This is a genomic window from Teichococcus wenyumeiae (genome assembly GCF_003696345.1).
Classification (GTDB): Bacteria; Pseudomonadota; Alphaproteobacteria; order Acetobacterales; family Acetobacteraceae; genus Pseudoroseomonas; species Pseudoroseomonas wenyumeiae.
Genome location: NZ_RFLX01000002.1, coordinates 17,917 through 44,772 on the forward strand (window position 1 = coordinate 17,917; position 26,856 = coordinate 44,772).

At 71.4% G+C, this 26,856-nt stretch carries 24 protein-coding genes; 16 read left to right on the forward strand and 8 right to left on the reverse strand.

What is annotated here, in order from left to right:
• Nucleotides 1–51: 51 nt before the first annotated feature.
• The 6 genes from EBE87_RS03045 to EBE87_RS03070 all read left to right on the forward strand — a co-directional run bounded on the left by EBE87_RS03045 (nucleotide 52) and on the right by EBE87_RS03070 (nucleotide 5,892).
• Nucleotides 52–1,257 (forward strand): aspartate aminotransferase family protein, encoded by a 1,206-nt coding sequence (locus tag EBE87_RS03045; protein ID WP_199707433.1) that lies wholly within the window; start codon nucleotides 52–54, stop codon nucleotides 1,255–1,257.
• Nucleotides 1,254–2,213, forward strand: coding sequence for an ornithine carbamoyltransferase (gene argF, locus EBE87_RS03050; protein WP_120638740.1), 960 nt, complete (start codon nucleotides 1,254–1,256; stop codon nucleotides 2,211–2,213). Before EBE87_RS03045 ends, argF begins: the two co-directional genes overlap by 4 nt.
• A gap of 147 nt (nucleotides 2,214–2,360) precedes the next feature.
• Nucleotides 2,361–3,545: a 5-demethoxyubiquinol-8 5-hydroxylase UbiM gene (ubiM, locus tag EBE87_RS03055; RefSeq protein WP_120638741.1), complete on the forward strand. Its 1,185-nt coding sequence runs from the start codon at nucleotides 2,361–2,363 to the stop codon at nucleotides 3,543–3,545.
• 191 nt (nucleotides 3,546–3,736) lie between these two features.
• Entirely contained in the window at nucleotides 3,737–4,696 is a 960-nt protein-coding gene (hslO, locus tag EBE87_RS03060) for an Hsp33 family molecular chaperone HslO (protein ID WP_120638742.1), read from the forward strand.
• 54 nt (nucleotides 4,697–4,750) lie between these two features.
• Entirely contained in the window at nucleotides 4,751–5,506 is a 756-nt protein-coding gene (locus EBE87_RS03065) for a hypothetical protein (RefSeq protein ID WP_147465019.1), read from the forward strand.
• Nucleotides 5,503–5,892 carry a RidA family protein gene (locus EBE87_RS03070; protein ID WP_120640573.1) on the forward strand — a complete coding sequence of 130 codons (390 nt, stop codon included), beginning with the start codon at nucleotides 5,503–5,505 and terminating at the stop codon, nucleotides 5,890–5,892. Before EBE87_RS03065 ends, EBE87_RS03070 begins: the two co-directional genes overlap by 4 nt.
• A 16-nt stretch (nucleotides 5,893–5,908) precedes the next feature.
• Here EBE87_RS03070 and folE read toward each other — a convergent pair whose 3' ends face one another.
• The 3 genes from folE to EBE87_RS03085 form a co-directional block, all read right to left on the reverse strand.
• On the reverse strand, nucleotides 5,909–6,550 hold the full coding sequence (gene folE / locus EBE87_RS03075) for a GTP cyclohydrolase I FolE (RefSeq protein WP_120640572.1): 642 nt from the start codon (nucleotides 6,548–6,550) through the stop codon (nucleotides 5,909–5,911).
• 107 nt (nucleotides 6,551–6,657) lie between these two features.
• Nucleotides 6,658–7,068 carry a Co2+/Mg2+ efflux protein ApaG gene (gene apaG / locus EBE87_RS03080; RefSeq protein WP_199707879.1) on the reverse strand — a complete coding sequence of 137 codons (411 nt, stop codon included), beginning with the start codon at nucleotides 7,066–7,068 and terminating at the stop codon, nucleotides 6,658–6,660.
• A 109-nt stretch (nucleotides 7,069–7,177) separates the two neighbouring features.
• Entirely contained in the window at nucleotides 7,178–8,068 is an 891-nt protein-coding gene (locus EBE87_RS03085) for an MBL fold metallo-hydrolase (RefSeq protein WP_120640571.1), read from the reverse strand.
• A gap of 184 nt (nucleotides 8,069–8,252) precedes the next feature.
• Between EBE87_RS03085 and EBE87_RS03090 the strand changes: the two genes are divergently transcribed.
• Nucleotides 8,253–9,485, forward strand: a complete 1,233-nt coding sequence (locus EBE87_RS03090) for a hypothetical protein (protein WP_120640570.1) — start codon at nucleotides 8,253–8,255, stop codon at nucleotides 9,483–9,485.
• Between the two features lie 42 nt (nucleotides 9,486–9,527).
• Here the strand turns inward: EBE87_RS03090 and EBE87_RS03095 are convergent, their stop codons facing one another.
• From EBE87_RS03095 to EBE87_RS03105, 3 genes are read right to left on the reverse strand one after another with little or no spacing between them, the layout of a single operon-like run.
• Nucleotides 9,528–10,490: a DMT family transporter gene (locus EBE87_RS03095; protein ID WP_233553429.1), complete on the reverse strand. Its 963-nt coding sequence runs from the start codon at nucleotides 10,488–10,490 to the stop codon at nucleotides 9,528–9,530.
• A complete protein-coding gene (locus tag EBE87_RS03100; RefSeq protein WP_233553428.1) occupies nucleotides 10,487–11,425 on the reverse strand; it encodes a DMT family transporter in 939 nt (312 codons plus the stop codon). The genes EBE87_RS03095 and EBE87_RS03100 overlap by 4 nt, the downstream gene beginning before the upstream one ends.
• 42 nt (nucleotides 11,426–11,467) lie before the next feature.
• On the reverse strand, nucleotides 11,468–13,120 hold the full coding sequence (locus tag EBE87_RS03105) for a hypothetical protein (RefSeq protein ID WP_120640569.1): 1,653 nt from the start codon (nucleotides 13,118–13,120) through the stop codon (nucleotides 11,468–11,470).
• Nucleotides 13,121–13,240: 120 nt separating this feature from the next.
• Between EBE87_RS03105 and EBE87_RS03110 the strand changes: the two genes are divergently transcribed.
• The 4 genes from EBE87_RS03110 (at nucleotide 13,241) to EBE87_RS03125 (ending at nucleotide 17,361) form a co-directional block, all read left to right on the forward strand.
• Nucleotides 13,241–13,981: a class I SAM-dependent methyltransferase gene (locus EBE87_RS03110; protein ID WP_122139873.1), complete on the forward strand. Its 741-nt coding sequence runs from the start codon at nucleotides 13,241–13,243 to the stop codon at nucleotides 13,979–13,981.
• 42 nt (nucleotides 13,982–14,023) lie between these two features.
• Nucleotides 14,024–14,977 carry a glycosyltransferase family 2 protein gene (locus EBE87_RS03115; RefSeq protein WP_120640503.1) on the forward strand — a complete coding sequence of 318 codons (954 nt, stop codon included), beginning with the start codon at nucleotides 14,024–14,026 and terminating at the stop codon, nucleotides 14,975–14,977.
• Nucleotides 14,974–15,309: a DMT family transporter gene (locus tag EBE87_RS03120; RefSeq protein ID WP_120640502.1), complete on the forward strand. Its 336-nt coding sequence runs from the start codon at nucleotides 14,974–14,976 to the stop codon at nucleotides 15,307–15,309. Before EBE87_RS03115 ends, EBE87_RS03120 begins: the two co-directional genes overlap by 4 nt.
• A gap of 237 nt (nucleotides 15,310–15,546) precedes the next feature.
• Nucleotides 15,547–17,361: a tetratricopeptide repeat protein gene (locus EBE87_RS03125; RefSeq protein WP_120640501.1), complete on the forward strand. Its 1,815-nt coding sequence runs from the start codon at nucleotides 15,547–15,549 to the stop codon at nucleotides 17,359–17,361.
• A gap of 57 nt (nucleotides 17,362–17,418) precedes the next feature.
• Here the strand turns inward: EBE87_RS03125 and EBE87_RS03130 are convergent, their stop codons facing one another.
• Nucleotides 17,419–19,578, reverse strand: coding sequence for a malate synthase G (locus EBE87_RS03130; protein WP_120640500.1), 2,160 nt, complete (start codon nucleotides 19,576–19,578; stop codon nucleotides 17,419–17,421).
• Between the two features lie 36 nt (nucleotides 19,579–19,614).
• Nucleotides 19,615–20,160: a histidine phosphatase family protein gene (locus EBE87_RS03135; protein WP_120640499.1), complete on the reverse strand. Its 546-nt coding sequence runs from the start codon at nucleotides 20,158–20,160 to the stop codon at nucleotides 19,615–19,617.
• Nucleotides 20,161–20,243: 83 nt separating this feature from the next.
• Between EBE87_RS03135 and EBE87_RS03140 the strand changes: the two genes are divergently transcribed.
• From EBE87_RS03140 to EBE87_RS03160, 5 genes are read left to right on the forward strand one after another with little or no spacing between them, the layout of a single operon-like run.
• Complete coding sequence (locus tag EBE87_RS03140; RefSeq protein ID WP_233553423.1) at nucleotides 20,244–20,822, forward strand: chemotaxis protein CheW; 579 nt, start codon at nucleotides 20,244–20,246, stop codon at nucleotides 20,820–20,822.
• Nucleotides 20,822–22,288: a CheR family methyltransferase gene (locus EBE87_RS03145; protein ID WP_233560026.1), complete on the forward strand. Its 1,467-nt coding sequence runs from the start codon at nucleotides 20,822–20,824 to the stop codon at nucleotides 22,286–22,288. Before EBE87_RS03140 ends, EBE87_RS03145 begins: the two co-directional genes overlap by 1 nt.
• A 3-nt stretch (nucleotides 22,289–22,291) precedes the next feature.
• On the forward strand, nucleotides 22,292–22,897 hold the full coding sequence (locus tag EBE87_RS03150; protein WP_120641137.1) for a chemotaxis protein CheW: 606 nt from the start codon (nucleotides 22,292–22,294) through the stop codon (nucleotides 22,895–22,897).
• A 4-nt stretch (nucleotides 22,898–22,901) separates the two neighbouring features.
• Nucleotides 22,902–24,569, forward strand: coding sequence for a methyl-accepting chemotaxis protein (locus tag EBE87_RS03155; protein ID WP_199708148.1), 1,668 nt, complete (start codon nucleotides 22,902–22,904; stop codon nucleotides 24,567–24,569).
• A 24-nt stretch (nucleotides 24,570–24,593) separates the two neighbouring features.
• Nucleotides 24,594–26,855, forward strand: a complete 2,262-nt coding sequence (locus EBE87_RS03160; RefSeq protein WP_122139875.1) for a hybrid sensor histidine kinase/response regulator — start codon at nucleotides 24,594–24,596, stop codon at nucleotides 26,853–26,855.
• Nucleotide 26,856 lies beyond the last annotated feature (1 nt).

Here is a 26,856-nt window from a genome sequence, read left to right on the forward strand (position 1 = left end):
AAGCCGGACGATCGTCGCCCGACCCCCATGGGATGCGGAGCCTGAGACACCGTGATCCCCGCCCTGATGCCGACCTACAACCGCGCCGACCTCGCTTTTGAGCGGGGCGAAGGCGCCTGGCTGTGGACCACGGACGGGCGACGATTCCTGGATTTCGGCTCCGGCATCGCCACCACCTCCATCGGCCATGCGCATCCGCATCTCGTGCGGACCATCGCCGAGCAGGCGGCCAAGGTGATGCATACCTCGAACCTTTACCGCGTGCCGCAGGCCGAGCGCCTGGCGCAGCGGCTGGTCGATACCAGCTTCGCCGACAGCGTCTTCTTCGCCAATTCGGGCGCCGAGGCGAACGAGGGCATGATCAAGGCGGTGCGGAAGTACCATGCCGAGAACGGCCACCCGGAGAAGTTCCATACCATCTGCTTCGAGGGCGCCTTCCACGGCCGTACGCTGGCCACGCTCTCGGCCACCGGCAACGAGAAGTACCTCGCCGGCTTCGGCCCGCCGGTGCAGGGCTTCGACCACGTGCCCTTCGGCAACATGAACGCGGTGCGGGACGCCATCGGCCCGCAGACCGCCGCGATCATGATCGAGCCGATCCAGGGCGAGGGCGGCGTGCGCCCGGCCGACCTGCGCTTCCTCAAGGAACTGCGGGCCGTCTGCGACGAGTTTGGCCTGCTGCTGGCGCTGGACGAGGTGCAGACCGGCATGGGCCGCTCCGGCAAGCTCTGGGCCCATCAATGGGCCGGGATCGAGCCGGATGTCATGTCCTCGGCCAAGGGCATCGGCGGCGGCTTCCCGCTGGGCGCCATCCTGGCCAAGGAACACGTGGCCAAGCACCTGAAGCCCGGCACCCATGGCACCACCTATGGCGGCAACCCGCTGGCCTGCGCCGCCGGCAATGCCGTGCTGGATGTCGTCCTGGCCGATGGCTTCCTGCAGCAGGTGGACAGCACCGCCCGCTATCTGTGGGACAGCCTGAACGCCCTGGTCTCCCGCCACCCGCAGGTGGTGACGGGCGTGCGCGGCGCCGGCCTGCTGCTGGGCCTGCAATGCGTGCCGGAGATCACAAATGGCGACATGCAGGCCGCCGCCGTGGCGGAAGGGCTGCTGACCGTCGCCGCCGGGCAGAACGTGCTGCGCGTGGCCCCGCCGCTGATCATCACGCGCGAGCATGTGGACGAGGCCGTGGCGGCGCTGGACCGGGCCTTCACCAAGGCGGCGGCCGCGCTGCGGGAAAAGGCGCCGGCCAAGTGAGCGCGGCCCTCAGGCCAGTGAAGCAGGGGGGGGCGGCAACGTCCTCCCCTCGTCACTTTCTGGAACTGTCGGATTTCGACACGCCCACGCTGCGCCGCATGCTGGACCTCGCCGCCAGCACCAAGCGCGGCGATCTGGCCGACAAGCCCCTGGCGGGCAAGACGGTGGCGCTGATCTTCGAGAAGCCCTCCACCCGCACCCGCGTCTCCTTCGAGGTCGGCATCCATCAGCTTGGCGGCCATGCCGTCGTGCTCTCCTCCAAGGACATGCAGCTCGGGCGTGGCGAGACGGCGGCGGATACCGCCAAGGTGCTGTCCCGCTATGTCGATGCCATCATGCTGCGCACCGACAGCGTGGCGAAGCTGCGGGAACTGGCGGAACACGCCACCGTGCCGGTCATCAACGGCCTGACGGACGTGTCCCACCCCTGCCAGCTCATGGCCGACATCCTGACCTTCGAGGAGCATCGCGGCCCCATCGCCGGGCAGGTTGTGGCTTGGCTGGGCGATGGCAACAACGTCGCCCGCTCCTTCATCCAGGCCGCGGCGCGCTTCGGCTTCACGCTGCGCCTCGCCACCCCGCCGGAGCTGGCACCGCCGGCCCAGCTGGTGGACTGGGCGCGGCAGGAGGGCGCCAGCATCGAGTTGACGGCGGACCCCGTGGCCGCCGTGCGCGGCGCCCGCTGCGTGGTGACGGATACCTGGGTCAGCATGTCGGACGAGAAGGATGGCGGCCCGACGGCCCGTCACAACCAGCTCGCCCCCTACCAGCTCAACGCGGCGCTGATGCAGCACGCGGCGCCGGATGCGGTGGTGATGCACTGCCTGCCGGCGCATCGTGGCGAGGAAATCACCGCCGAGGTGATCGATGGGCCGCAGAGCGTGGTGTTCGACGAGGCCGAGAACCGGCTGCACGCGCAGAAGGGCGTGCTGCTCTGGGCGCTCGGCGCCAACTGACAATCGGCGGGGCACCGCGCGGCCCCGCCGCCTTCTTCTCCCTTCCTGTTCTGGCCCCGTCCAGAGACGCGAAGTTACCCGCACATACGGGTGACAGGACCTGCCGCCGCGCCTATGTGAGAGGCAGTCCAGTCCGGGGGCCGTGCCATGCAATTCGATGTCGTGATCGTTGGGGGTGGCCCGGTGGGGCTCGCCTTCGCCGGCTCGCTTTCCGGCACCGGGTTGCGCGTGGCGGTGGTGGAGCCGCAGCCGCGCGAGGCCCTGGCCGCGCCTGCCTTCGACGGGCGGGAGATCGCCCTCACCCACCGCTCGCAGGACATCCTGCGCCAGCTTGGTGCCTGGGACCGCATTCCGGAAGAGATCCCCTCCGCCCTGCGGGAAGCGCGGGTGCTGAACGGCGGCTCCCCCTACGCGCTGCGCTTCGACACCACGGGGCGGCAGGCGGCGGAGCTGGGCAGGCTGGTGCCGAACCATGTCATCCGCCGCGCGCTGTTCGAGGCGCTGGCGCCCGAGGCCACCCTGCTGACCGGCCAGCGTGTCACGGCCATGGAAGCGGATGTGGAGGGCGCCCGGCTGGCGCTGGCGGATGGGCAGCGCATCGCCGCCAAGCTGGTGGTGGCGGCGGACAGCCGCTTCTCCACCCTGCGCCGCCTGGCCGGCATCGATGCGGAGACACTGGATTTCGGCAAGGCCATGCTGGTGGCACGGCTGCGCCACACCCTGCCGCATGACCATGTCGCCACGGAATGGTTCGACTACGGCCAGACCATGGCCATGCTGCCGCTGAACGGCGACGTTTCTTCCGTGGTGCTGACCCTGCCGCCGGACGAGATCGCCCGGCTGAAGGAGGTGGACGGCGCCGAGTTCAGTGCCGAGATCACCCGCCGCTACCGCGAGCGCCTGGGCGCGATGGAACTGATCAGCACCCGCCACACCTATCCGCTGGTGGCGGTCTATGCCCGCCGCTTCACCGGGCGGCGGCTGGCGCTGCTGGGAGATGCGGCGGTGGGCATGCATCCCGTCACCGCCCATGGCTTCAACTTCGGCCTGCATGGGCAGGATATCCTGGCCCGCCGCATCAAGGCCGCGCTCTCCGAGGGCCGCGACTTCGCCGCCGGCCCGGTGCTGCGGGGCTATGAGGCGGAGCACCGGCAGGCGACGCGGGGCCTCTACCTCGCCACCAATGCCACGGCGCTGCTCTATACCAGCGACCGGCTGCCGGCGCGGGTGCTGCGCGGCGCGGCGCTGCGGCTGGGCAACCACCTGCGGCCGGTGCGGGGGGCCATTGTCTCCCGCCTCATGGAAGAAGACGGGGCTGGGGCGCGCGCCTGATATTGCTCGCCCCATCGCATCCGGGAGCGATCCTTCCTATCTAGCGCGGGACACCGTGCGGGCTCGGCCCCGCACCTCCCCCGGCATGGCCCAGCGCCACGCCATCCGACAAACCGCCCGGCGCCACCGCGAAGCCCTTGCCGGCCCTCGCGTGGTGCATCCCTGGGCCTCAGCATGAGATAAGGCTTCGCGTGACCGACCCGACCCTGCCCCACGCCCCGCATGACCACGACCGCCCCCCGGTGCCGAATGTGACGGTGCCGCAGGGCGTGCAGCCCTTCCACCTGCGCGACAAGCCCGTGCGCGGCCGCCTGATCCGCCTGGGCGAGCTGGCCGAGGCGCTGCTCTCCCGCCACAACAACCCCGATGTGGTGAAGAAGCTGACCGCCCAGGCCCTGGCCCTGACCGCCGGCCTCGCCACCGCGCTGAAGTTCAACGGCAGCTTCAGCCTGCAGGGCAAGGGCGACGGCGCCGTGCCGATGCTGCTGGCCGATTGCACCGATTCCGGCACCCTGCGCGGCTACGCCCGCGTGGACGAGGACAAGCTGACGCTGCTGAACGGCGCCGATGCCGAGGCCGGCGCCCTGCTGGGCAGCGGCTACCTGGCCTTCACGGTGGACCAGGGCCCGGGCATGGACCGCTACCAGGGCATCGTGGCCCTGGAGGGCGAGACGCTGGCCGAGATGACCGGCCATTATTTCGAGACCTCCGAGCAGCTCGCCAGCCGGGTCTGGCTCGCCGCCGGCCACACTCCGGCCGGCTGGCGCGGCACCGCGCTGATCCTGGAGCGTGTGGCCGGCGAAGGCGGCATCGACCCCCTGATGAACGATGCCGAGCAGGACGATGCCTGGGAAACCGCCCTGATCCTGGCCTCCACGCTGAAGGAGGAGGAGATGCTGGACGACAGCCTGGCGCCGGAGCAGCTGCTCTACCGGCTCTTCCACGCCGAGGGCCTGGTGCTCGGCCGGCCGCGCCCGCTTTCCTATGGCTGCCGCTGCTCCCGCGCCCGGCTGAGCTCGGTGCTGGAGGGCTTCGGCGACGAGGATCTGGACGAGATGACGCAATCAGGCGAAATCTCCATGACCTGCGAGTTCTGCAACACCACCTTCCGCTTCGCGCGGGATGAGGTGAAGGGGGCCTCGCGCCACTGACCGAGCGCAGCGCATGGGGGAGAATACCGGATGACGGCCAGCAGGACGCCGAGGATGACGAGCCGGCGCGCGGCACTCTTGCTGCCATTCCTGGCAGCGGCCTGCGCTTCCGGCGACACCACGCCGCCGCTGCAGGGCCCGCCCCGCTATGACTACCTGACGCCGCTGCGCCTCAATGTGCTGGATATCGAGGTGCTGGAGCCGGGCCCCGGCCCGGCCTGGCGCGTCGATCCGCCGGCACCGCTCTCCCCCGTCGCGCTGGCGGTGCAGATGGGGCGGGAACGGCTGGTGCCGGTCGGCACCACCGGCCGCGCCCGCTTCATGGTCGATTCGGCCACGCTGATCCGCGAGGTCGCCAGCGCCGGCGGCCTTTTCGCGCAGCAGACCGAGCGGCTGACCTGCGTGATCCATGTGCGGGTGGAGATCCTGGGCGGCGATGGCCGCCGCGTCGGCTTCACTGAGGCGGAGGTGCGCCGCAGCGCCACCCTGGCCGATGAAGGCCCCGCCAGCCGCGCCCGCGCCGCCGACCAGATCGTGCGGCAGGCGATGGACGATCTGAACGTCGAATTCGAGTTCCAGATCCGCCGCAACCTGCGGGACTGGGTGATGACCGGCGAGCCCGGTGCCGTCAGCGCCACGCCGATCCAGCAGGAAAGCCTCGGCGGCAGCCCGGCGGCGCCCGAGGCCGTGGCCCCCGCCCCCGCGCCAGCGGAACCGGTTGCCGCGCCCGCCATGCCGGCCGCCCCCGCCGGCACGCCGCGCTTCGCGCCGAACCTGACGCCCAACCTGGCGCCCCCGGTGCGGCCGTGAGCCGCGTCAGCTTCAGCAACCCGCCGGGCGTTCCCGCGCCCGCCGGCTTCTATTCCCAGGCCGCCCTGGTCGAGGGCGCCGGGCGGCGGCTGGTGATCGCGGGACAGATCGGCGTGGCGCCGGATGGCAGCGTGGCGGCGGACGCTCCGGCGCAGATGCAACAGGCGCTGGCCAATCTCGGCACGGTGCTGGCCGCGCATGGCATGGGGCCGCACAACGTGGTGCGCGTGCTGGTGCTGCTGACGGACCGCGCGCATCTCGGCGAATGGCGGCAGGCGCGCAATGCCTTCTTCGGCGGGCATGCGCCGACCAGCACCCTGATGGTGACGGCCGGGCTGGCCGATCCGCGCTTCCTGGTGGAAGTGGAGGCCGAGGCGGTCGACTGAACCGCCCGGCGCCGCCTCAGCCTTCCAGGCCGCCGGCGCGCGGGGCGCCGATGATGGCCATGAATTCCCGCCGCGTGCTCGGGTTCTTGCGGAAGGCGCCCAGCATGCGGCTGGTCACCATGCTCACGCCCGGCTTGTGCACGCCGCGCGTGCTCATGCACTGGTGGGACGCCTCGATCACCACGGCGACGCCGAGGGGCTGCAGCACGTCGTTGATGGTGTTCGCGATCTGCGCCGTCAGCTTTTCCTGGATCTGCAGGCGCTTGGCATAGATCTCCATCACGCGGGCCAGCTTGGAGATGCCGACCACCCGCCCCTTCGGCAGATAGGCGATATGGGCGCGGCCGATGATGGGCACCATGTGGTGCTCGCAATGGCTTTCCAGCCGGATGTCGCGCAGCACCACCATCTCGTCATAGCCGTCCGTTTCCTCGAAGGAGCGGGCCAGCAGCTCGACGGGGTCCTCGTGGTAGCCGGAGAAGAACTCCTCGTAGGAGCGCACCACGCGGGCCGGGGTATCCACCAGCCCCTCGCGGTCCGGGTTGTCGCCGGCCCAGCGCAGCAGGGTGCGGACGGCGGCCTCGGCTTCCTCCCGCGTCGGGCGCGGCTCCGTGGTCAGGGCGGCTTCAGCCGCGGTGGGCGGGACTTGGATATTCACTGCCAGATGATCCGTGCCTGGGTCCGGAAAGTGAGGCCGGACCGGATTTCCAGGAGATGAGGTTCAAGATGGGCGATGGCGGCGGCCGGACAAGCCGGGCCTTGGCTTCAGTGCACCGCCCCGCCGCCCATGGGACTGTCCAGGCTAAAGGCCGGGATGGCGACATCGAAGGCCTCGCCGCTATCCTGCTCCACCATGTGGTAGGTGCCGCGCATGAAGCCGCTGGGCGTCGAGAGCGGGGTGCCGGAAGTGTATTCGAAGCTCTCGCCCGGCTCCAGCACCGGCTGTTCCCCCACCACGCCGGGGCCATGCACCTTCTGGGTGCGGCCCATGGCATCGGTGATCAGCCAGCTGCGCTTCAGCAGCTGCACGGTGACCGGCCCGCCATTCTCGATGGTGACTCGATAGGCCCAGACGAAATGCGCTTCATCGGGCTTCGACTGGTCTTCCAGGTAGAAGGCCCGCACGGAAACGCGCACATCCCGGGTAACGGCGGTGAACAGCGGCGGTTCGGTCATGCCTGGGCCTTCTGAGCGTGGCTGGCGACGAAGCTGATGGGATAGACGCCAGGGCGGCGGCAATCCAGCCCTCTTCACACATGGCGGTGCTGCGTGGCCGGCAGCGACCTCAGCCGGCGATGTGCCAGCCCAGGGCCTCGTCCCCGCTGGCGCGACCCTCGGCGCGCAGCTTCAGCAGATGGGCCAGCAGGCTGTGGGCGGCGGCGCGGGTCAGCCGGGGGTCCAGCTTGCCGTAGACCGCCGGCACCATCGCCTCCGCCGTGGCGCCGGGCTGCAGGCGCAGGGCGGCCAGCACCAGCGCCTCCCGCTCCCACCGATGCGCCAGCAGGGCGTGCAGCAGCGGGCCGGGCCCGGGCAGCGGGGCGCCATGGCCGGGCAGCAGCAGCGCCCATTCCGCCGCCGCCACCCGCGCCAGCGCCGCCATGTAGGAGGCCATGTCGCCATCCGGCGGCATCACCACGCTGGTGGAGCAGCTCATGGCATGGTCGCCGCTGAAGAGAATGCGGGCTCCTTCCAGCGCGAAGCAGAGGTGGTTGGCGCAATGGCCGGGGGTATGCAGCGCGGTCAGGCGCCAGCCTTCGCCTTCCACCACGCCGCCTTCCAGCAGCCGGTGGTCGGGGTGGAAGTCATGGTCGCCACCCTCGCCACCCTCACCCGGCGGGGTCATGTGCGGGCCGAAGCCGAGGGTGGCGGCGCCGGTGGCCGCCACCAGCGCGGGCACGCCGCCCGTATGGTCGCGGTGGGTATGCGTCACCAGGATGCGCTCGATGCGCTCCCCCGCCACGGTGGCCAGCAGGGCGGCGAGATGCGCCTCGTCCCGTGGCCCGGGGTCGATCAGCGTCACCGCCCCTTCCCCCAGCAGGTAGCTGTTGGTGCCCATGACGGTGAAGGGCCCCGGATTGTTGCAGCGGATGCGGCGGATGCGCGGCCCGCCTGGCGGCCCCAGTTCCTCCACCGCGCCGGGCAGCAGGGGGTCTTGCTTCAGGAAGGGAATGCTCATGCGCCGCCGCCCGCAGGATCTCCTGGCAGAGGCCACGATCCAGCGGCGCCTGTCCAGGCGCCAAGGGCGGTAACCGGGGCGGCTAAGCAGCCTTGAGTTACCGCATTATCACGGTGCTTGAATTATTTACATTGTTCGCAATTTCTCGTGAGCGCCGTCACGGATCTCCGCTCATGATACGGAGATGCACCAAGCTCGCCTGGCCGCATGTGCGGCCGCCCCGGTCCTGACAATCCTGTTGCTCTCCGCACATGCCGCGCAGGCCAGCGATTCCTATTCCCTGACCGTCACCGTCGACGGCCAGACCTACAACCGCAGCTTCAGCGACAGCCAGGAAGCACTGCGCCTGCTCAACCGCCAGGGCCTGCTGTCCCTCGCGCCGAACTACACCAACCGCTCCTCGGTCAGCGGCGTGGTGGAGGTGCGCGGCCTGCCCGTGACCTTCAACACCATCCCCGGCACCACGGCGCTGCAGATCTCCTCTCCAGCGGCCGGCTTCAACCGCGTCTTCGACGCCGGCAGCCCCGCCGCGACGCAGAACCTGGTGGAAGCCTTCCTACGCGGCAACGAGGACCCGCAGGGCCTCCAGCAACTGGTGAAGGGCGTCGTCGCCAAGAGCACGACGGACCCGGTGGCCGGCAATCCTTCCTCGCTGCTCGGACAGTCGGTGATCGCGGATTACGAGATCGGCACCATGCTGCCGGGCGATGATGGCGGCATGTCGCCCCGCGCCGCCGGCTGGCATTTCGGCATCGGCTTCTCCGGCCAGTACCAGGACACGCGCCGGTCGGACGTGACCAACTACAGCATCCCCCTTGGCGTCTCCTATGCCTATGGCAAGGACGGGCCGGAGGCCTTCCTGCATGTGCCGCTGGTGCTGAGCGACATCGACGGCTCCAATGCCTACCAGGGCACCGGCGCCCTGGGCGTGCGGGTGCCGGTGATCACCGCCCCCTCCCTGCGCTGGGCGCTGACGCCCGCCCTCCGCTGGGGCGCCGCCGGGTCCTGGGACGAAAGCTCGGTGGGCCAGACTTATGGCGGCTCCGTCACCAGCGACCTGCGCGTGGCGCTGGGTGGCGGCGTGACGCTGGGCATCGGCAACAGCATCAGCCATTACCGCACGGAGCCGCTGGAATACGGCAACTTCCGCGTCAGCTACAAGCTGCGGAACTGGTCCTACCGCAACGGCGTCTCCCTCACCGGCCCGACGGGCGAGGTGGCGGGCCAGCCGGTGACGCTTGGCGCCTCCTTCATCGACACGCGCATGACGGGCGACGACCTGGCGGTGGATGCCTGGCAGGAATACGGCGTCTCCGCCACCTTCGGCACCAGCGTCCCGCTGCGTGTCAGCGCCAGCTACCTGGATGGCAACAACGGCTTCAGCGGCTTCCGCCTCGGCCTTTCGGCCGCCTTCTGACCGGCGCGCGCGGGGTGGCCTGGCGGCCGCCCCGCGCATGCCTTAGTTGGCGGCGGGCCTGGCGCGCCGCCGCATCTCCCGCTGCAGGATATAAAGGCCGGCGGTAACGATCAGCGCCGCGCCCAGCAGCATGGTGACGCCCGGCACGTCGCCCCAGAACACCCAGCCGAACAATGCCGCCCAGAGCAGCGCCGTATAGGTATAGGGCCCCAGCGAGGAAACCTGCGCGCTGGCATAGGCCTCGGTGGAGAGAAGCTGGCCGATGCCGCCCACCAGCCCCACGCCCACCAGCAGCAGCCATTCGGAGCCTGTCGGCGTCACCCAGAAGAAGGGCAGCGCCACGGCGCTGATGCCCGTCATCAGCAGCGACTGCCAGAGCACGATGGTGGCACTGCTCTCGGTGGCCGAAAGCTGGCGCACCAGCAGCGTGGTGCCGGCGGCGAAGATGCCGTGGCAGACGGCGGCGACATAGCCCGCCGCCATCACCCAGGCCGCCACGCCCTGCGGCACGATGCGCGGCTGCCCCAGCAGCTCCGGCCCCAGCGCGATGACCAGGATGCCCAGGAAGCCGATGCCCACCGCCGCCCAGCGATGCGGCCCCGGCCGTTCCCCCAGGAAGGGGATGGCCAGGAGGGTGGCGAAGATCGGCGTGCCATAGGTCAGCGCCTGCTGCTCCCCCAGCGGCAGCACGGTGGCCGAGAAGAACATGCAGCAGGAGGCTGCCTGCCCGGTGCAGGCGCGGCCGAGATGGCCGCGGAAGCGCCGCGTGCGCAGCGTTGCGCGGTTGCGCAGGGCCATCAGCACCACCACCGGCAGCGCGAAGAGGGAGCGGAAGAAGACGATCTCCAGAAAGGGAATGGTGCCGCCCATCAGCTTGGCCAGCACCGCCATCAGGGAGAACATCAGCGTGGAGAGCAGGATCATCGTGGCGCCACGGCGGATGTCGTGCCGCACGCCGGCCTTGGGTTGGGGCGGCGCCTGCGTGGCGGGGGAGACGGCGTTCACCGCCCTTCCCCCCGCCGCGACTGCCGGGCGCGCAGCCTTTCCCGGTGCAGGTTGTAGAGGCCGGCGGCGATGACGATGCCGGCGCCCGCGAAGGTGCTGGGTGCCGGCCAGTCGCCCCAGATCATCAGCCCGATCGGCAGGCTCCAGATCAGCGGGCTGTATTCGAAGGGCGCCAGCACCGAGACGGGCGCGATGGCGAAGGCGCGGGCGAAGAGCATATGCGCCATCGCATTACCGCAGCCCAGCGCCGCCAGCACCAGCATGGTGCCGCCGGAGGGAAAAAGCGAGACAGGCGGTGGAAAGAGCGGCAGCAGCAACAGCCCCACCGGGATATGCGCCACCATCAGCCAGAAGGTGATGGTGGCCGGCGTATCCGTGCGCCCCAGCACGCGGGTCCAGAGCCGGGTCAGCGCCATCAGCGCCACGGCGACCAGCATGACGCCGACTTCCCAGCGCCAGAGCGCGCCGCCGGGCTGCAGCATCACCAGCACGCCGCCGAAGCCCACCAGCGTGCTGGTCCAGCGCCGCCAGCCCACCTGCTCCCCCAGCAGCGGGATGGCCAGCAGCGTCATGACCAACGGCGAGACGGAGGAGACGGCGTAGCTGTCCGCCAGCGGCATGCCGAGGAACCAGGCGGCATAGAAGGCGCCGGAGACGACGCAGTGCAGCAGGCTGCGCGTCGCCACCAGCCGGCCGTTCACCGGCATCAGCCCGCCCAGGCCGGTGCCCTGCATCCGCGCCACCGCCGCCATGGTGACGGCGCCGAAGACCCCGCGCCACAGCATGGCGCCGGCGATGCCGACCTGCGGCAGGGCCCATTTCACGGCGGCATCGGCGCAGGCGATGATGGCATAACCGAAAGCCACCAGGAGGATGCCCCGCGCCGCATTGTCCAGCCGCTTGGGCGCGGCGGTGGTGGCCACGGTGTCAGGCACCGGCCGGCGCCCCCGTGGCACGGCCGTGGAAGTGGGGCAAGCTCAGTCCTCCCGTTCGAACAGCATGTAGCCGGCGATCTCGCCGGTCTGGCGGTAGTGGCGCCATGTCTCGGCGAAGCGCGGATGGCGGCTGAAATAGGCGACCATGTCGAAGGGCTGCCCGGCGCACCAGGCGATATGCGCGTCCCGCGCCACCAGCACGGCCACCGGCGGCGTTTCCGCGAAATCCTGCGCCACGCCGTCGAAGAGGTAGCGCTCCGCCGGCCCCATCTGCTCCGGCGCGCGGAAGCGGGCGCCATCCGCCGGGCAGGTGGCATAGACGGCCTGCAGCAGCCAGGTGCTCATGAAGCGCAGCACCGGCTGGTTCTCGGCATAGTTCAGCGCCGGATAGGCCGGGTAGATGTCGGGCGAGAGCACCAGCAGGCGGCCATCCGGCGCCTCCTTCTCCAGCCACTCGGCCAATTGGCCCACGGCATCCTTGCGGTAGTTGAACTCGCGCCAGGGTGCCTCGCCGCCGCGCATCACCAGCAGGGTCAGGGCGATGCAGGTGCCGGTGGCCAGCAGGGGCGCCACGCGGCTGGCGGCGCCGGCGGGCAGCAGCGCATCGGTGGCGCGCGCCATGGCCAGGCCGCAGAGCAGCCCGCCCCACATCCAGACCGGCACGACGTGGTAGCTCCAGCCCTTGTGCTGCACCAGGGCGGCCAGGAAGCCGCCCAGCACCGCCGCCGCCATGACGCGCGGCAGCCAGCCCAGGCTGCGCGTGCCGGCCCAGAGGGCCATCGCCACCAGGGAGGCCGTGGCCAGCATGGCGGTGAAGAGTTGCTCCGTCAGCAGCACCTGCCACCAGGAGGTGCCGCCGAGATCCACGTAGAAATCCCAGACCAGCGGCATCACCCGGCCGAAGTAGTCCGGGAAGCCCAGGAAGATCACCAGCAGGTAGAAGACCCAGAACCCCGCCAGACCCCAGGGCACCGGGTCCCGGAAGGAGGCCGCCCAGCCGCGCCGCCGGGCGCCGGCCAGCAGCACCACGGCCTCCACCAGCGCCGGCACGGCCAGGAAATGCGGCTTCAGCGCGAAGCCGACCCCGGCCAGCAGGGTCGTGGCGCCCACCACCGCCCAGCCGGGCCGGGTGGCCGAGGCCCGCCAGCGCATGCCCGGCGGCGTCATCACCGGGCCGATGCCGGGCAGGCTGACATGCGGGCTTACCGGCGGGCCGGCCGCCGCCCCCTCGATCCGCCGTTCCGCCAGGAAGAGATAGGGCAGCGCCGCGGCGGCCATGATCTGCTCCCGCTGGCCGAAGTCATAGCCGGCCAGCAGCAGCACCAGCGGCAGCAGCGCCAGCATCATCGCCGCCTCGGCCGCGCCGCGCGGCGGGTTCAGCCGGTGGCAGAGCCAGCCCACCACCCCGCAGAAGATCAGCAGCAGGAGCAACAGCGCCTGCACGGCATCCAGCGGCGTCCAGGCCGCCAGCAGCGCCGCCGGCAGGTTCAGCAGGAAGATCAGCGGCGGATTGACGTCGATCAGGTCGGAATACAGCACCTCCCCCGCCACCATCCGCTCTGCGAAGGACAGCACGGCGGCCACGTCCTGGTTCAGCGGCGGCGAGACCACCAGCACCAGGAACAGCAGGGCGGGCAAGAGCGCCGGCAGCAGCGCCAGCCAGCCACGGGTCTTGCGGGGGGAAGGATCGTTCATGCGCGGCCATCATCCTGGCCCGGCGGCGCGGCGGCATCCAGGGGCAGCCGCCGCAATCGGGCACCGCACCGCCATGAAGCACCATTGCGGCGGAGTTCGGGCGCTGCCACAAGCTAGGCTGTGGAACGCAACGAATATGTCCTGATGGACGCGGCCGAGGATGGGATGTGGTGGTACCGCGCCGCCCACGCCCGGGTGCTGGCCGCGCTGCGGGCACGCCACGCGCCGCCGGGGCTGCCGCTGCTGGATGCCGGCTGCGGCACCGGCGGGCTGCTGCGCCGCCTGGCCGCCGCCCTGCCGGGCCAGCCCCTGGCCGGGCTGGAATACAACCCCGCCGCCGCCGCCCGTGCCGCCGCCAAGTCCGGCGCCCTGGTCACGGCGGGGGATGCCAATACCCTGCCCTTCCCCGATGCCCGCTTCGGTGCCGTGGTCAGCGTGGACGTGCTCTGCCACGCGGGGGTGGAGGAGGCGCGCGCCCTGGCGGAATTCCGCCGCGTGCTGGCCCCCGGTGGCACGCTGGTGCTGAACCTGCCGGCCTTCGAATGGCTGCGCAGCGCCCATGACACGCGCGTCCACAACGCCCGCCGCTATACCGCCGCCCGCGCCGGGGCGCTGCTGCGCGAGGCCGGCTTCGTGCGGGTGGAGACGCGCTACTGGAACAGCCTGCTGCTGCCGCTGATGGTGGCGCAGCGCAAGCTGCGGTCCCGGCAGCCGGACGCGGCCAGCGACGTTGCCCCCTTCCCGCCATGGTTGGACGCCACGCTGCATGCCGCCACGCGGGCGGAAGCGGCGCTGGCCCGGCTCGGCCTGCATTACCCGGCAGGCGGGTCGGTGCTGGTTGTCGCCACCCGTCCCGCCTGACAGGCTTTTTCGTCTTCCACCCTCCCGCGGAACCCTTTCTGCATGCCCGACCATCCGCCGCCCACCATCGGCCTGTCCATCGTCGTACCGGTCTATCGCGGCGCCGCCACGGTGGGCCGGCTTGTTGCAGCCCTGTCCGACCTGCGGCCGGAAGGCGGCATCGAGATCGTGCTGGTCAATGACGGCAGCCCCGACAACAGCGCCGAGGTCTGCCGCGCGCTGGCCGCCAGCGCCACGGTGCCGCTGGTCTATGTCGAGCATGCGCGCAACTTCGGCGAGCACAACGCGGTCATGACCGGGCTGCGGCGCGCCCGCGGCCGCTACGTCATCACCATGGACGACGACCTGCAGAACCCGCCGGAGGAGGTGCTGAAGCTCTACGACCACGCCCGCCTCGGCAACTGGGACGTTGTCTACACGCGCTATGCCGAGAAGAGGCACGAGGGCTGGCGCAACCTCGGCTCCCGCTTCGCCAACTGGGTGGCGGACCAGCTGATGGACAAGCCGAAGGGGCTCTACCTTTCCTCCTTCCGCTGCATGTCGGCGCTGGTGGTGCGGGAGGTGACGAAATACACCGGCCCCTATCCCTATATCGACGGCCTGATCATGCAGGTGACGCAGCGCATCGACAGCATCGTGGTGCTGCACCTGGCGCGGGTGGAAGGCCGCAGCAACTACACGCTGCGCCGGCTGGTGCGGCTGTGGCTGAACCTCGCCACCAACTTCTCGCTGATGCCGTTGCGCCTTGCGATGTTCGCGGGCGCCGCCATGGGCATCCTGGGCGTGATCGGCGCCATCTTCACGATCATCGAGGCCATGACCAAGGAAACGCCCTCCGGCTGGGCCTCGGTGATGACCATCACGCTGCTGGTGGCGGGCGTGCAGTTCCTGATCCTGGGCGTGATGGGCGAATATCTCGGCCGCGCCTTCCTCTCCGCCAACGGCAAGCCGCAGGGCGTGGTGCGGGACGTCGTGGCGTCGGAGCCGCACGCATGATGGGTTCCTGGCTGGTGCTGGCGGCGGCGATCTGCACCTCCATGCTGGGGCAGGTGCTGCTGAAGATGGGCACGCTGGGCTCGGGCGGCTTCATCCACCAGCTCTTCCGCTGGCAGACCATCATCGGGCTTGGCTTCTACGGCGGCGCGGCGATGCTCTACATCGTCGCGCTGCGCAAGCTGCCGATGAGCGTGGCGCTGCCCTGCACGGCGGCGTCCTATGTCATCATCGCGATGATCGGGCATTTCGGCTTCGGCGAGGCATTGGGCCTGCAGAAGATCGCCGCCATCGCGCTGATCTCGGCGGGCGTGGTGCTGCTGGCGACAGCTTAGCCGTGCACGGCACCCCGCTTCAGGCAGCACAAAGAGTTGTCGCACCCTGCCCACGCGGGGCGATTAGAATGGCGCCACGCTTGGGAAGAACGCAGTGACCGCCAAGCTTGATGCCTGTTCGGGCCTGACCCGGAGCTGAGCTTTCGGGTCCAGCGGGACTACTCAGGATCTGCGGCCGCCCCTGTCGCTTGGCGATCCGCCTGCGGGTGCTCAGGCACACCACAGGAGCACTCGGCAATGAACACCAGACTTTATCTGGGCATCGCCCTGGCCAGCCTCGCCATGGCCCCATCCGCGGCCGCTGCCGGCGACGACGCCCTCATGCCGCACCGGCACCTGGTCCAGGCACCCGGCAGTGGCCCGCACGGGCCGGTGCATGTGCATCCGGGCGCCCGGCCGTCGACAGGGCGGACCGAGGTCGGCCCCTATTCGCGCGACCTGCCACGCGGCGCGGCGGCGCCCACCAGCGACGCGCGCCCGCCGCTCTACCCCAATCTTGGCGCCCTGACCTGGCCGGTGGGCGCGGCGAGCCCCGAAGCCCAGGCCTATTTCGACCAGGGATACCGGCTGGCCTGGGGCTTCAACCATGCTGAGGCGGTACGGGCCTTCCGCGCCGCGCAGGAGATCGACCCCGGCTGCGCCATGTGCTTCTGGGGCGAGGCCTGGGCGCTCGGCCCCCATATCAACTACCCGATGGACGCGGATGCGGTCCCGCGCGCCCTGGCGGTGCTGGACCAGGGGCGGCGCGCCGCCGCACAGGGCGCGCCGGAACATGCGGCGCTGATCGACGCGCTCTCCCGCCGCTATTCCGCCGACCCGCGGATGGACCGCAAGGCGCTGGACCAGGCCTATGCCGATGCCATGGAGCAGGTGCAGGCCCGCTTCCCGCGCAGCGCCGACATCGCCCTGCTGAATGCCGATGCGCTGATGAACCTCACGCCCTGGGACTATTGGGCGGATGGCGGGCGCACGGCCAAGGGCGCCACGCCGCGCACCCTGGCGCTGATCGAAGGCGTGCTGGGCGTGCGGAGCGACATGCCCGTCGCGGCCAATCCGGACCACCCGGGCGCGATCCATCTCTACATCCACATGGTCGAGGCTTCGGACCGGCCGGAGCGGGCGGCGCCGCATGCCGCGCGGCTGGCGGCGCTGCTGCCCGGCACCGGCCACATCGTGCATATGCCAAGCCACATCTGGTTCCGGCTCGGCCAGTGGCGGGACAGCCTGGAAGCCAACCGCCAGGCGGCCGCCGTCGATGAAGCCTATGTCGCTGGTGGCGGCGCCAGCCTGCTCTACAGCCAGGCCTATTACGCGCATAACGTCCATTTCGTGCTGGTCTCCGCCCTGATGGGCGGCGATGGCCGCACGGCCATCGAGGCGGCGGACAAGCTGGCCGGCATCGTCACCGACCGCGCCAAGCAGGATGTGCCCTGGACGCAGCCGATCGCGGCGGCGCCCTTTGTGGCGCATGCCCGCTTCTCCGACCCCGAGCGCATCCTGCGCCTGCCCGCGCCAGCCAATGATTTTCCGCTGGTGCGCGCCCATTGGCACTACGCGCGCGGCGAAGCCCTGGCCCGCCTCGGCCGGCACGATGAAGCCTTGGCGGAAGCGGCCACCATCGACGGCATGGCGGCACTGCCCGCGATGCAGGCGATGCCCGCCGCCGGCGTGCCGGCGCCGGACATGCTGCATATCGCCTCCCGCGTGATTGCCGGGCGCATCGCGCAGAACCGCAAGGACTGGGACGGGGCCGTGGCCATGTTCAGGGAGGCGGCCGCCTTGCAGGACGGGCTTCCCTATATGGAGCCGCCCTACTGGTATTATCCGGTGCAGCAGTCGCTCGGGGCCACGCTGCTCGCCCAGGGCAAGGCCGGGGAAGCCTCCGCCGCCTTCCGGGAGGCGCTGCGGCGTTCACCCAACAATGGCTGGGCGGCATCCGGATTGCTGCGGGCCGCCGAGGCCGGGGGCGACACCGCCGGCGCGGAGGAAGCCCGCGCCCTGCTGAAGCAGAGCTGGTTCGGCGGGGAGCAGCCCCCGCTCGAACAACTCTAGCGCCTTCGTGCCGGGCGGGCCTTTACCAGGGCCTGCCCGGCAACCGGCTGGCGGCGCCTAGCGCGCCGCCGCCTTCGCCTCCTTCCGGCGCCGGGTCAGGATGAACTCGGTATAGCCATTGGGCTGCGTCGCGCCCTCGAAGACCAGGTCCCGCGCCGCCTGGAAGGCCGTGCCGTCATAGGCCGGGGCCATGGGCGTATAGGCGGCGTCGCCCGCATTCTGCCTGTCCACCACGGTGGCCATGCGGCGCAGGGTTTCCTCCACCTGCTCCCGGCTCACCACGCCATGGCGCAGCCAGTTGGCGATGTGCTGGGCGGAGATGCGCAACGTCGCGCGGTCCTCCATCAGCCCGACATTGTTGATGTCCGGCACCTTGGAGCAGCCGACGCCCTGGTCCACCCAGCGCACCACATAGCCCAGGATGCCCTGGGCATTGTTGTCCAGCTCCGCCTGCACGTCGGCCGGCGACCAGTTGCTGTCGGAGAGCGGGATGGTCAGCAGGTCGTCCAGCTTGGCGCGGCGGCCGCCGGCGGCGATCTTGGCCTGCCGGGCGGCGACATCCACCTCGTGGTAATGCAGCGCGTGCAGCGTGGCGGCGGTGGGCGAAGGCACCCAGGCGGTATTGGCGCCGGCCTTCGGGTGGCCCGACTTCTGCGCCAGCATATCGGCCATCTTGTCCGGCGCCGCCCACATGCCCTTGCCGATCTGCGCGCGGCCGCGCAGCCCGCAGGCCAGGCCGGAATCGACGTTCCAGTCCTCGTAGGCCTTGATCCAGGCGGCGCCCTTCATGTCGTTCTTGCGCAGCACCGGGCCGGCTTCCATGTCGGTATGGATCTCGTCGCCCGTGCGGTCGAGGAAGCCGGTGTTGATGAAGGCGACACGGTCTTTGGCTTCCGCGATGCAGGCGCGCAGGTTCAGCGTGGTGCGCCGCTCCTCGTCCATGATGCCGAGCTTCACGGTGTTGCGCGGCAGGCCCAGCACATCCTCGACGCGGCCGAAGAGTTCATTGGCCCAGGCCACTTCCTTCGGCCCGTGCATCTTCGGCTTCACGATATAGACGCTGCCCTTGCGGGAATTCATCCGCTTGCCGCGGATGTCGTGCATGGCGATGGCCACCGTCACCAGCGCGTCCATGATGGTCTCGGGCGTTTCCTGCCCGCCCAGCGTCACGGCATCGGTCATCATGTGGTGGCCGACATTGCGCACCAGCATCAGGCTGCGGCCATGCAGCACCAGCTTGCTGTCATCCGGCGCGGTGTATTCGCGGTCCGGGTTCAGGCGGCGCGTCATCTCGCGCCCTTCCTTGCCGAAGGTGGCGGCGAGGTCCCCCTTCATCAGCCCCAGCCAGTTGCGGTAGACGAGGACCTTGTCCTCCGCATCCACCGCCGTGACGGAGTCCTCGCAATCCATGATGGTGGAAACAGCGGCTTCCATCACCAGGTCGGCGATGCCGGCGGGGTCATCGCAGCCGATCGGGTGATCCTTGTTGATCACGATCTCCAGGTGCAGCCCGTTGTGGCGCAGCAGGACGGCGCTGGGGCTCATCGGCTCCCCGGCATAGCCGGCGAATTGCGTGGGGTCGGCCAGCCGGGTCTCGCCATCGGCGGTTTCCAGCTCCAGCACGCCGTGGCGCACGGCCAGGGAGGTCACCGCCGCCCAGGTGCCGTCCTTCAGCGGCACGGCGGCGTCCAGCACCTCGCGCGCCTTGGCGATCACGGCGGCGCCGCGCATCTTGTTGAAGCCCTTGCCGCGCGCCAGGTCGCCTTCCTCGGCGATGGCATCGGTGCCGTAGAGCGCGTCGTAGAGGCTGCCCCAGCGGGCATTGCCGGCATTCAGCGCGTAGCGGGCATTGTTGACCGGCACCACGAGCTGCGGGCCGGCGATGCGGGCGATCTCGTCATCCACATCCGCCGTGGCGGCGGCCACGCCTTCCGGCTCCGGCAGCAGGTAGCCGATCTCGCGCAGGAAGGCGGCATAGGCCTCGCGGTCCACCGGGCGGGCCGGGTGCTCGCGGTGCCAGGCGTCGATCTTCGCCTGCAGCGCATCGCGCTCGGCCAGCAGGGCGGCGTTGCGGGGGCCGAGATCGCGCAGGATCGCCTCGTAGCCGCTCCAGAAAGCCTCGGGGCTGACACCGGTGCCGGGCAGCGCCTCGCTTTCCAGGAAAGCCGCCAGGGCCGGCGCCACCGCCAACCCGCCGATCCGCTTCATCTCCGCCATGGCCCTGCCTCCGGGATTTCTTCTGAGAGGCCAGGATTAGCCTTGTTCCGCCGCCGGGGCAAAGCGGGGTGCATGCAGGATCCGGCAGGAACCCAGCGGCGGCGCCGGGGCCAGCAGGTCCACCGCGCGCCGCTCGATCAGCGCCGCCAGCACCTTCAGCGGCCCGCCATGCGAGACCACGATGGCACCCGGCGGCAAAGCCGCGTGGAAATCCCGCACCCGCGCCACCAGCGCGGCGCCGCTCTCGCCGCCAGGGGGCGCGAAGCCCCAGGGGTCGACGGCCCAGTCATCCAGCGCCGCGCGGGGCACGTCATCCCAGGGCATGCCTTCCCAGGCACCGAAATCCAGTTCCAGCAGGCGGGCATCCGGCCGCAGCGGCAGGCCGGTCCGCGCGGCCACCTGTTCCGCCAGGGCCAGGCAGCGCCGCGCCGGGCTGCTGAACAGGGCCGTCGCGGCAAAGCCTTCCAGCACCGCCAGCGCCCCGCCGGCATCGCCGCCCGCGCCTGGCGGCAGGTCCAGCCGCCCGTAGCAGAGACCGGGGGCGATATCGGTCGGCAGATGGCGCAGCAGGGCATAAGGCATGGCCGATCCTCGCCGCCGGGCGCCGGGGCGTCCAGCACGCCGCCGATTGGCGCCGCCGCCGCCGCGATGTTAGAAGCCCCACGATGGCCGCACCGCCTGATGAAACCCGCGATGAACCGCATGGCACGGCGATGGCCAGCCCCAGGGCGCGGCCCGATGCCGTGACAGGCGGGGAAACGCATTACCTGATCTTCGCGCTGGCCGGCCTGCGCTGCGCCCTGCCGCGCGGGGCGGTGCGGGAACTGCTGCCGCTGCCGCGCCTGTCCCGCCCGCCATCCATGCCCGCCACCCTGGCCGGCTTCGTCAACCTGGGCGGGGAGGCCTTGCCGGTGCTGGCGCTGCGCCACCTGCTGGGCCTGACGCGCACCGTGCCGGTGGAGCCGCTCTACCGCCATATCATCGTGGCGGAGGACACCCTGCCCGGCAGCCGCGTCGGCCTGCTGGTGGACCGTGTGCTGGACCTGCGCCCGGTGGCGGCCGCGCAATGCCAGCCCGTGCCGCCCGAGGACAGCCTGAACGGCTGCGTCATCGCCCAGCTGTCCCTGCCGGAAGGCCCGGCGCATCTGCTGGACCCCGCCCGCATCCTGCTGGCGCAGGAACAGGCACGGCTGGAGGAACTGACCCGCAAGGCCGCCGCCCGGCTGGACGAATGGACGGCCTGATGGCGCTGCCCCAGGCGCGCCCCAGCTTCCTGCCGGATGCCGACTTCCTGCGGCTGAAGGCGCTGCTGATCCGCCGCACCGGCCATTTCTACTACGAGGACAAGGACGACCTGCTGTGGGACCGGGTGCGCCGCCGGCTGCACGCCCTGGGCCTGCGCGGCACCGGCGCCTATCTGGACCTGTTGCAGGACCCGGCGCGGGGCGAGGCCGAATGGGCCGCCCTGGAAGCCGAGATCACCATCGGCGAGACCTTCTTCTTCCGCTACGCTGAGCAGTTCGCCGCGCTGCGCAACACCATCCTGCCCGAGATCCTGGCCCGCAACGCCGCCACCCGGCGCCTGCGCATCTGGAGCGCCGGCTGCGCCAATGGGTCGGAGCCTTATTCCGTCGCCATCCTGCTGCGGCAGATGCTGGGCGAGGCGATCGCGGACTGGCGCATCACCCTGCTGGGCACCGACCTGAACGAGACCTCGCTGGGCAGCGCCCGGCTCGGCACCTTCTCCCCCTGGGCGCTGCGCTCCATGCCGCCGGAGGACCGGGCGCGGGACTTCGTGCCCATCCCCGACGGTCGCGGCTGGCAGTTGCGGCCGCAGCACCGCGCCATGGTGCGCTTCCAGCGCCAGAACCTGCTGGACCTGCTGAAGCCCGATGCGGCGCTGGAGATGACCGAGTTCGACCTCGTGCTCTGCCGCAACGTGCTGATCTATTTCCACCCGGAGGTGGTGCTGCAACTGGTGCACGCCATGGCGGAGCGGCTGGTGCCCGGCGGCTGGCTGCTGCTGGGCCATGCCGAGCCCTCTCCGGCCTATGGGCAGTTCCTGGAGCCGGTATCGCTGCCCGGCACCGCCGCCTGGCGCCGGGGCGGCGAGGACCTGCCGCCCCTGCCGGAGATGCCGGTGCCGGAGACTCCGGTGCCGGAAGCCCCGCCACCGCTGCCGCTCTCCGCCATGCCCTGGGCGCCCCTGGCGGTGCCGGAAGCGCCGCTGCCCCGCGCCACGCCCGGCCAGCCGGCCCCGGCCACGCCCGCCATCGCCCTTCCCGCCACCTCAGCCGAGGAAGCACTGCACCGCGCCCGCGCCCGCGCCGACCTGGGCGACCTCGATGGTGCCAGCCTGGCCTGCCGCCAGGGCCTGGAGGCCGAGCCGACCCATGCCGCCCTGCATTACTACGAGGCGCTGATCGCCCGTGCCCGCGGCGAAGGCCCACCGGCCGAGCGCGCCTTCCGCCGCGCCATCGCGCTGCGGGACGATTTCGCCATGGCGCATTACCAGCTCGGCCTGCTGCTGCTGGCGGAAGGCCGCACCGCCCCCGGCCGCAAGGCCATCGCCGTGGCCGCCCGCGTCGCCCAGGCCCTGCCGGATGACGCGCCCCTGCCGGAAGGCGATGGCATGACCGCCGGCGAGCTGCGCGCCGCCGCGCGGATGCACCTCCACCCGCCGGCCACGGCCGCAGTCAGGGCGCGCTGAACCATGCCCCTCCGCATTCTGCCACTCCCCCAGGGCAGCGAGACCCGCGCCGCGCGCATCCTGGACGCGCGCACCCACCACCTCGCCTCGCGTGGCGCGGTGCGGGAAAGCGGGCCGGTCAGCCCGCCGCTGCTGCTCTGCACCCTGGGCAACGAGGCCTATGGCCTGCCGCTGGCTTCCGTGGCGCAGGTGGTGCCCTTCGCGCCCTGCACCCCGGCGCCGGGGCAGCCCGCCGCCATGCTGGGCTTCCATGGCCGCGCCGGGCAGGTCTTCGTGGTGCTGGACCTCGGGCTGGCGCTGGGCATGGGCGCGGCGCGGCAGGGCGGCCACCTGCTGCTGCTGCGCCACGCCCCCCGCCGCTTCGCCCTGCGGGTGGACCGCGCCCTCAGCGCCGCCGATTCCCTGCCGCTGGTGGAGGCCGAGGCGGCGCAGGATGCTCCCGGCCAGCCCGCCGCGCCCCGCCATGGCGCCATTGCCGGCCATGCCATGGCCCCCGCCGGCATGGCCGGCAATGGCGATGCCCTGGTGGGCCTCATCGACCTCGACCGCCTGCTGCGCCCCTTCATGGCCGGCGCCCGCAACACCGACCCCGCTGCCACCGGAGCATGACGCCTTGAGCATCGCCAACCGCATCCTTCTCGGCTTCGCCGCCCTCGTGCTCATGCTCGTGATGCTCGGCGCCTATGGGTTGAACCAGATCAGCACCGTGACGCAGGTCACGGACACCATCGTCTCCCGCGACCTGGCGCTGCTGCGGCAGCTCTCCCTGCTGCGGAATTCCGAGAGCGCGATGCAGGAGATCCGCTCCCGCGCCGTCACGCGCTACCTGCTGCAGCAGCTCGGCCGCGGCGCGCCGGAGGCTGACCTGGCGCAGGAATGGCAGCAGGCAGCCGCCCGCACCGACACCATGCTGGCCGAGATGCTTTCCACCGCCAATCGCAACGCCGCCACCGGCGCCTCCGCCCAGCGGGTGGGCGGCTGGCAGCAGGTGGCGCAGCTGCTGAACCAGGCGGCCCTGCCGCTGCGGCAGCTGCGGGAACAGACGCAGGAACAGTTCCGTGCCATCCGCGCCAATGACCAGGTGGCGCTGGTCAATGCCGATAACGCCATCGCCAGCCATCGCGGCGAGCTGGGCCAGATCATCAGCCGGACGCAGGAGGCGCTGAACACCGTCATCGCCGCCGGCCAGCTGCGCACGGGAGAGGTCTATGAGGAAAGCCGCATCTCCACCGTCCTGGCGCTGATCGGCATGGTGGTGCTGGGGCTGACCATCGCGGTGCTGATCCGCCGCTCCATCGTCAACCCGCTCTCGGCCTTCATGGAATTCGTGGAACGCGTGGGGCGCGGCGACCTGTCCGGCCCGCCGGCCGCCACGGGGCGGGACGAGCTGGGGCAGCTCGGCATCACGCTGAATGGCATGGTCGATGGCCTGCGCCAGCTGGCGCGCCAGAGCCGCGACGCCACCGAGAACCTGAACGCCGCCGCCGCCGAGATCCGCGCCAGCACCCAGGAACAGGCCGCGAGCGTCGAGGAACAACTGGCCGCCGTGCAGGAAACCGCCGCCACGGTGGACGAGATCACCCATTCCGGCAGCCAGATCGGCAAGCGGGCGCAGGAGGTGATCGCTTCCGCCCAGGCCACCGCGCAGACCTCCGGCGCCGGCCTCAAGGCAGTGGACGAGACGGTGCGGGCGATGGATTCCATCCGCGAGCAGGCCGAGGCCGTGGCCAGCAACATCGTGGCGCTGAGCGAGAAGACGCAGGCGATCGGCGAGATCATCACCACCGTCAACGACATCTCCGAACGCTCCCACCTGCTGGCGCTGAACGCGGCCATCGAGGCCGCCGCGGCCGGCGAGCAGGGCCGTTCCTTCGCCGTGGTCGCCGCCGAGATGAAGACGCTGGCGGACCAGGCCAAGGAGGCGACCAGCCAGGTGCGCTCGATCCTGGGCGACATCCAGCGCGGCATCAATTCCTCCGTCATGCTGACGGAGGAAGCGGTGAAGCGCGTGGTGGCGGGGCGCGAGCGCACCGACACCACCCACACCACCATCAGCGAGATCTCCGCACGCATCCAGGAAAGCGTGCAGACCTTCCAGCAGATCGTGGCCTCCACCAACCAGCAGCAACTGGGCATCGAGCAGGTGATGGGCGCGCTGCAGAACATCCGCCAGGCCAGCCAGCAGACGGCGGCGGGCACGCGGCAGCTCGACACGGCGGCGGCCAATCTCTCGACCCTGTCGGCGCAGCTGGTCACGCTCGCAGACCGCTACCGCGTCTGAGGCGGGGAGCGCGCGGCCTTGCCCATGTCGGACCTGCGCCGGGAGCTGCTGGCGGCCTTCGATGCCGAGCATAAGGAGCATCTCGGCGCCATCCGCGCCGCGCTGGATGCCGCCGAGCGCGGCGAGCAGGCCGACCTGCGCGACATCTTCCGCCGTGCCCATAGCCTGAAGGGCGCCGCCCGCGCGGTGGACCTGCCCGTGGTGGAGGAAGTGGCGCACCGGCTGGAAGCCGTGCTGGCCCGCGTGGCGGAAGGCGTCATGGCGCTGGACGCGCGCGTGGCGGCCGGCGTGCAGGTCGGGCTGGATGGGATCGAGGGCTATGTGGCCGCCCTGGCTTCCGACCCCGCCGCCCCCGCCCCGGTCGCCGCCATGGCGGCACTGGACGCGCTGCTGGGGGATGAGGCGCCGCCAGCCGCACCGGAAGCCGCCGCCCCTGCCCTGCCCGCAGCGCTACCGCCACCGCCCCCGGCGCCCGCCCCCGTGCCGCCCCCTGCCCCCGAGGCCCCGCCCATGGCCGAGGCGCCGGCCGCCGCCGCCTCCGGCTCGGTGGAATACCTGCGGGTGAATGCCGAGCAGATCGAGGCCCTGGCCGTCGCGGTGCATACGCTGTCCGAGGAAGTCACCCAGCAGGCGGGTGTCGAGGCGGAACTGCGGGCCCTGGAAGAAACGCTCTCCGGCCTGCGCCGGGCGCTGGAGACGGCGCTGCGCGCCAGCCCCACCCCGGCGCTGCGCGAGGTGGCGCAGGGCCTGGATGGCCTTTCCCGCCGCATCGGCCGCATGGCGCGCGAACAGCATGCCGGCACCTTCGCCGCCGAGGCCGCCGCCCAGCGGGTGCGGGAGCAGGTGGAGGCCATCGCCCTGGTGCCGGCCGAGACGGTGCTGGGACCCTTGGGCCGCATGGCGCGCGACCTGGCGCGCGAAGCCGGGCAGGACGTGGCGGTGCGGCTGGAGGGCATGGATGTCCAGGCCGACCGCCGCGTGCTGCAAACGCTGAAGGACCCGGTGCTGCACCTGCTGCGCAACGCCATCAGCCATGGCATCGAGCAGCCAGAGCAGCGCCGCGCCCAGGGCAAGCCGGAACGCGCCGAGGTGTCGCTGCGCCTGTCGGGCCGTGGCGGGCTGCTGCTGCTGACGGTGGCCGATGACGGGCGCGGCCCGGACCTCGCGCGCATTGAGGCCACGGCCATCCGCCAGGGCCTGCTGCCGGAACGCTCCCCCTGGTCCGCGCCGCCGCCGCCGGACCGCCTGCTGTCGCTTGTCTTCGAGCCCGGCTTCTCCACCGCCCCGGCGGTGGACCGGCTCTCCGGCCGCGGCATGGGGCTTTCGGTGGTGGCGGAGGCGGCGCGGCGGCTGCGCGGCACCACGCTGATGCGCCCGCGCCGGGGCGGCGGCACGGAAGTGGAGATCGCGGTGCCCTTCTCCGCCGCGCGGCAGAAGCTGCTGCTGGTGGAAGCGGAGGGCCAGACCTACGGCCTGCCCAGCCATGGCATCGAGCGGCTGCTGCGCCTGCCCGTTGCGGCTGTGGAAAGTGTGGAAGGTCGGCCCGTGACGCGCATCGCGGCGGGGGGGCAGGACGTTATCGCCCCCGTGATCGCCCTTGCCGCCCTGCTTGGCTCGCCCCAGGCCACCATTCCGGTTGAAGCCGGCCATGTGAACGCGGTGCTGCTGCGCCGCGGTGGCCGCCGCTGCGCGCTGGCCGTCAATGCCACGCGCGATGTCAGAACCCTGCTGGTGGACAGCCTCGATGTCCCCGGCCTCGATACCGAGTTGCTCAGCGGCATCGCGCCGCGTGAGGGCGAGGCCCCGGCCCTGGTGCTGAGCCCGGAAGGGCTGGTGGGCCGCTGGCTGCGGGACGAAGGCCACCTGGGCGCCGGCACGCTGGGCCTGGAAGGCGCCGCCGCCGAGGACCGTGTCGCCGCCGCCACCATCCTGGTGGTGGATGATTCCATCACCACCCGGACGCTGGAGAAGAGCATCCTGGAAGCGCAGGGCTACCGCGTGCTGCTCAGCGTCGATGGGCTGGACGCGCTGAACCTGCTGCGCTCCGGCGACGCGGTGGTGGACCTGGTGGTGGCGGATGTCGAGATGCCGCGCATGGACGGCTACGCGCTGCTGCAGGCCATCAAGACCGACCCGCGCCTGGCACCCCTGCCGGTGATCCTGATGACCTCCCGCGCCGCGCCGGAGGATGTCCGGCGGGGGCTGGACCTGGGTGCCGGCGCCTATCTGGCGAAACAGAAATTCGATCAGCGGGAGTTGCTGGCCACCATCGGCCAGATGCTGTGAC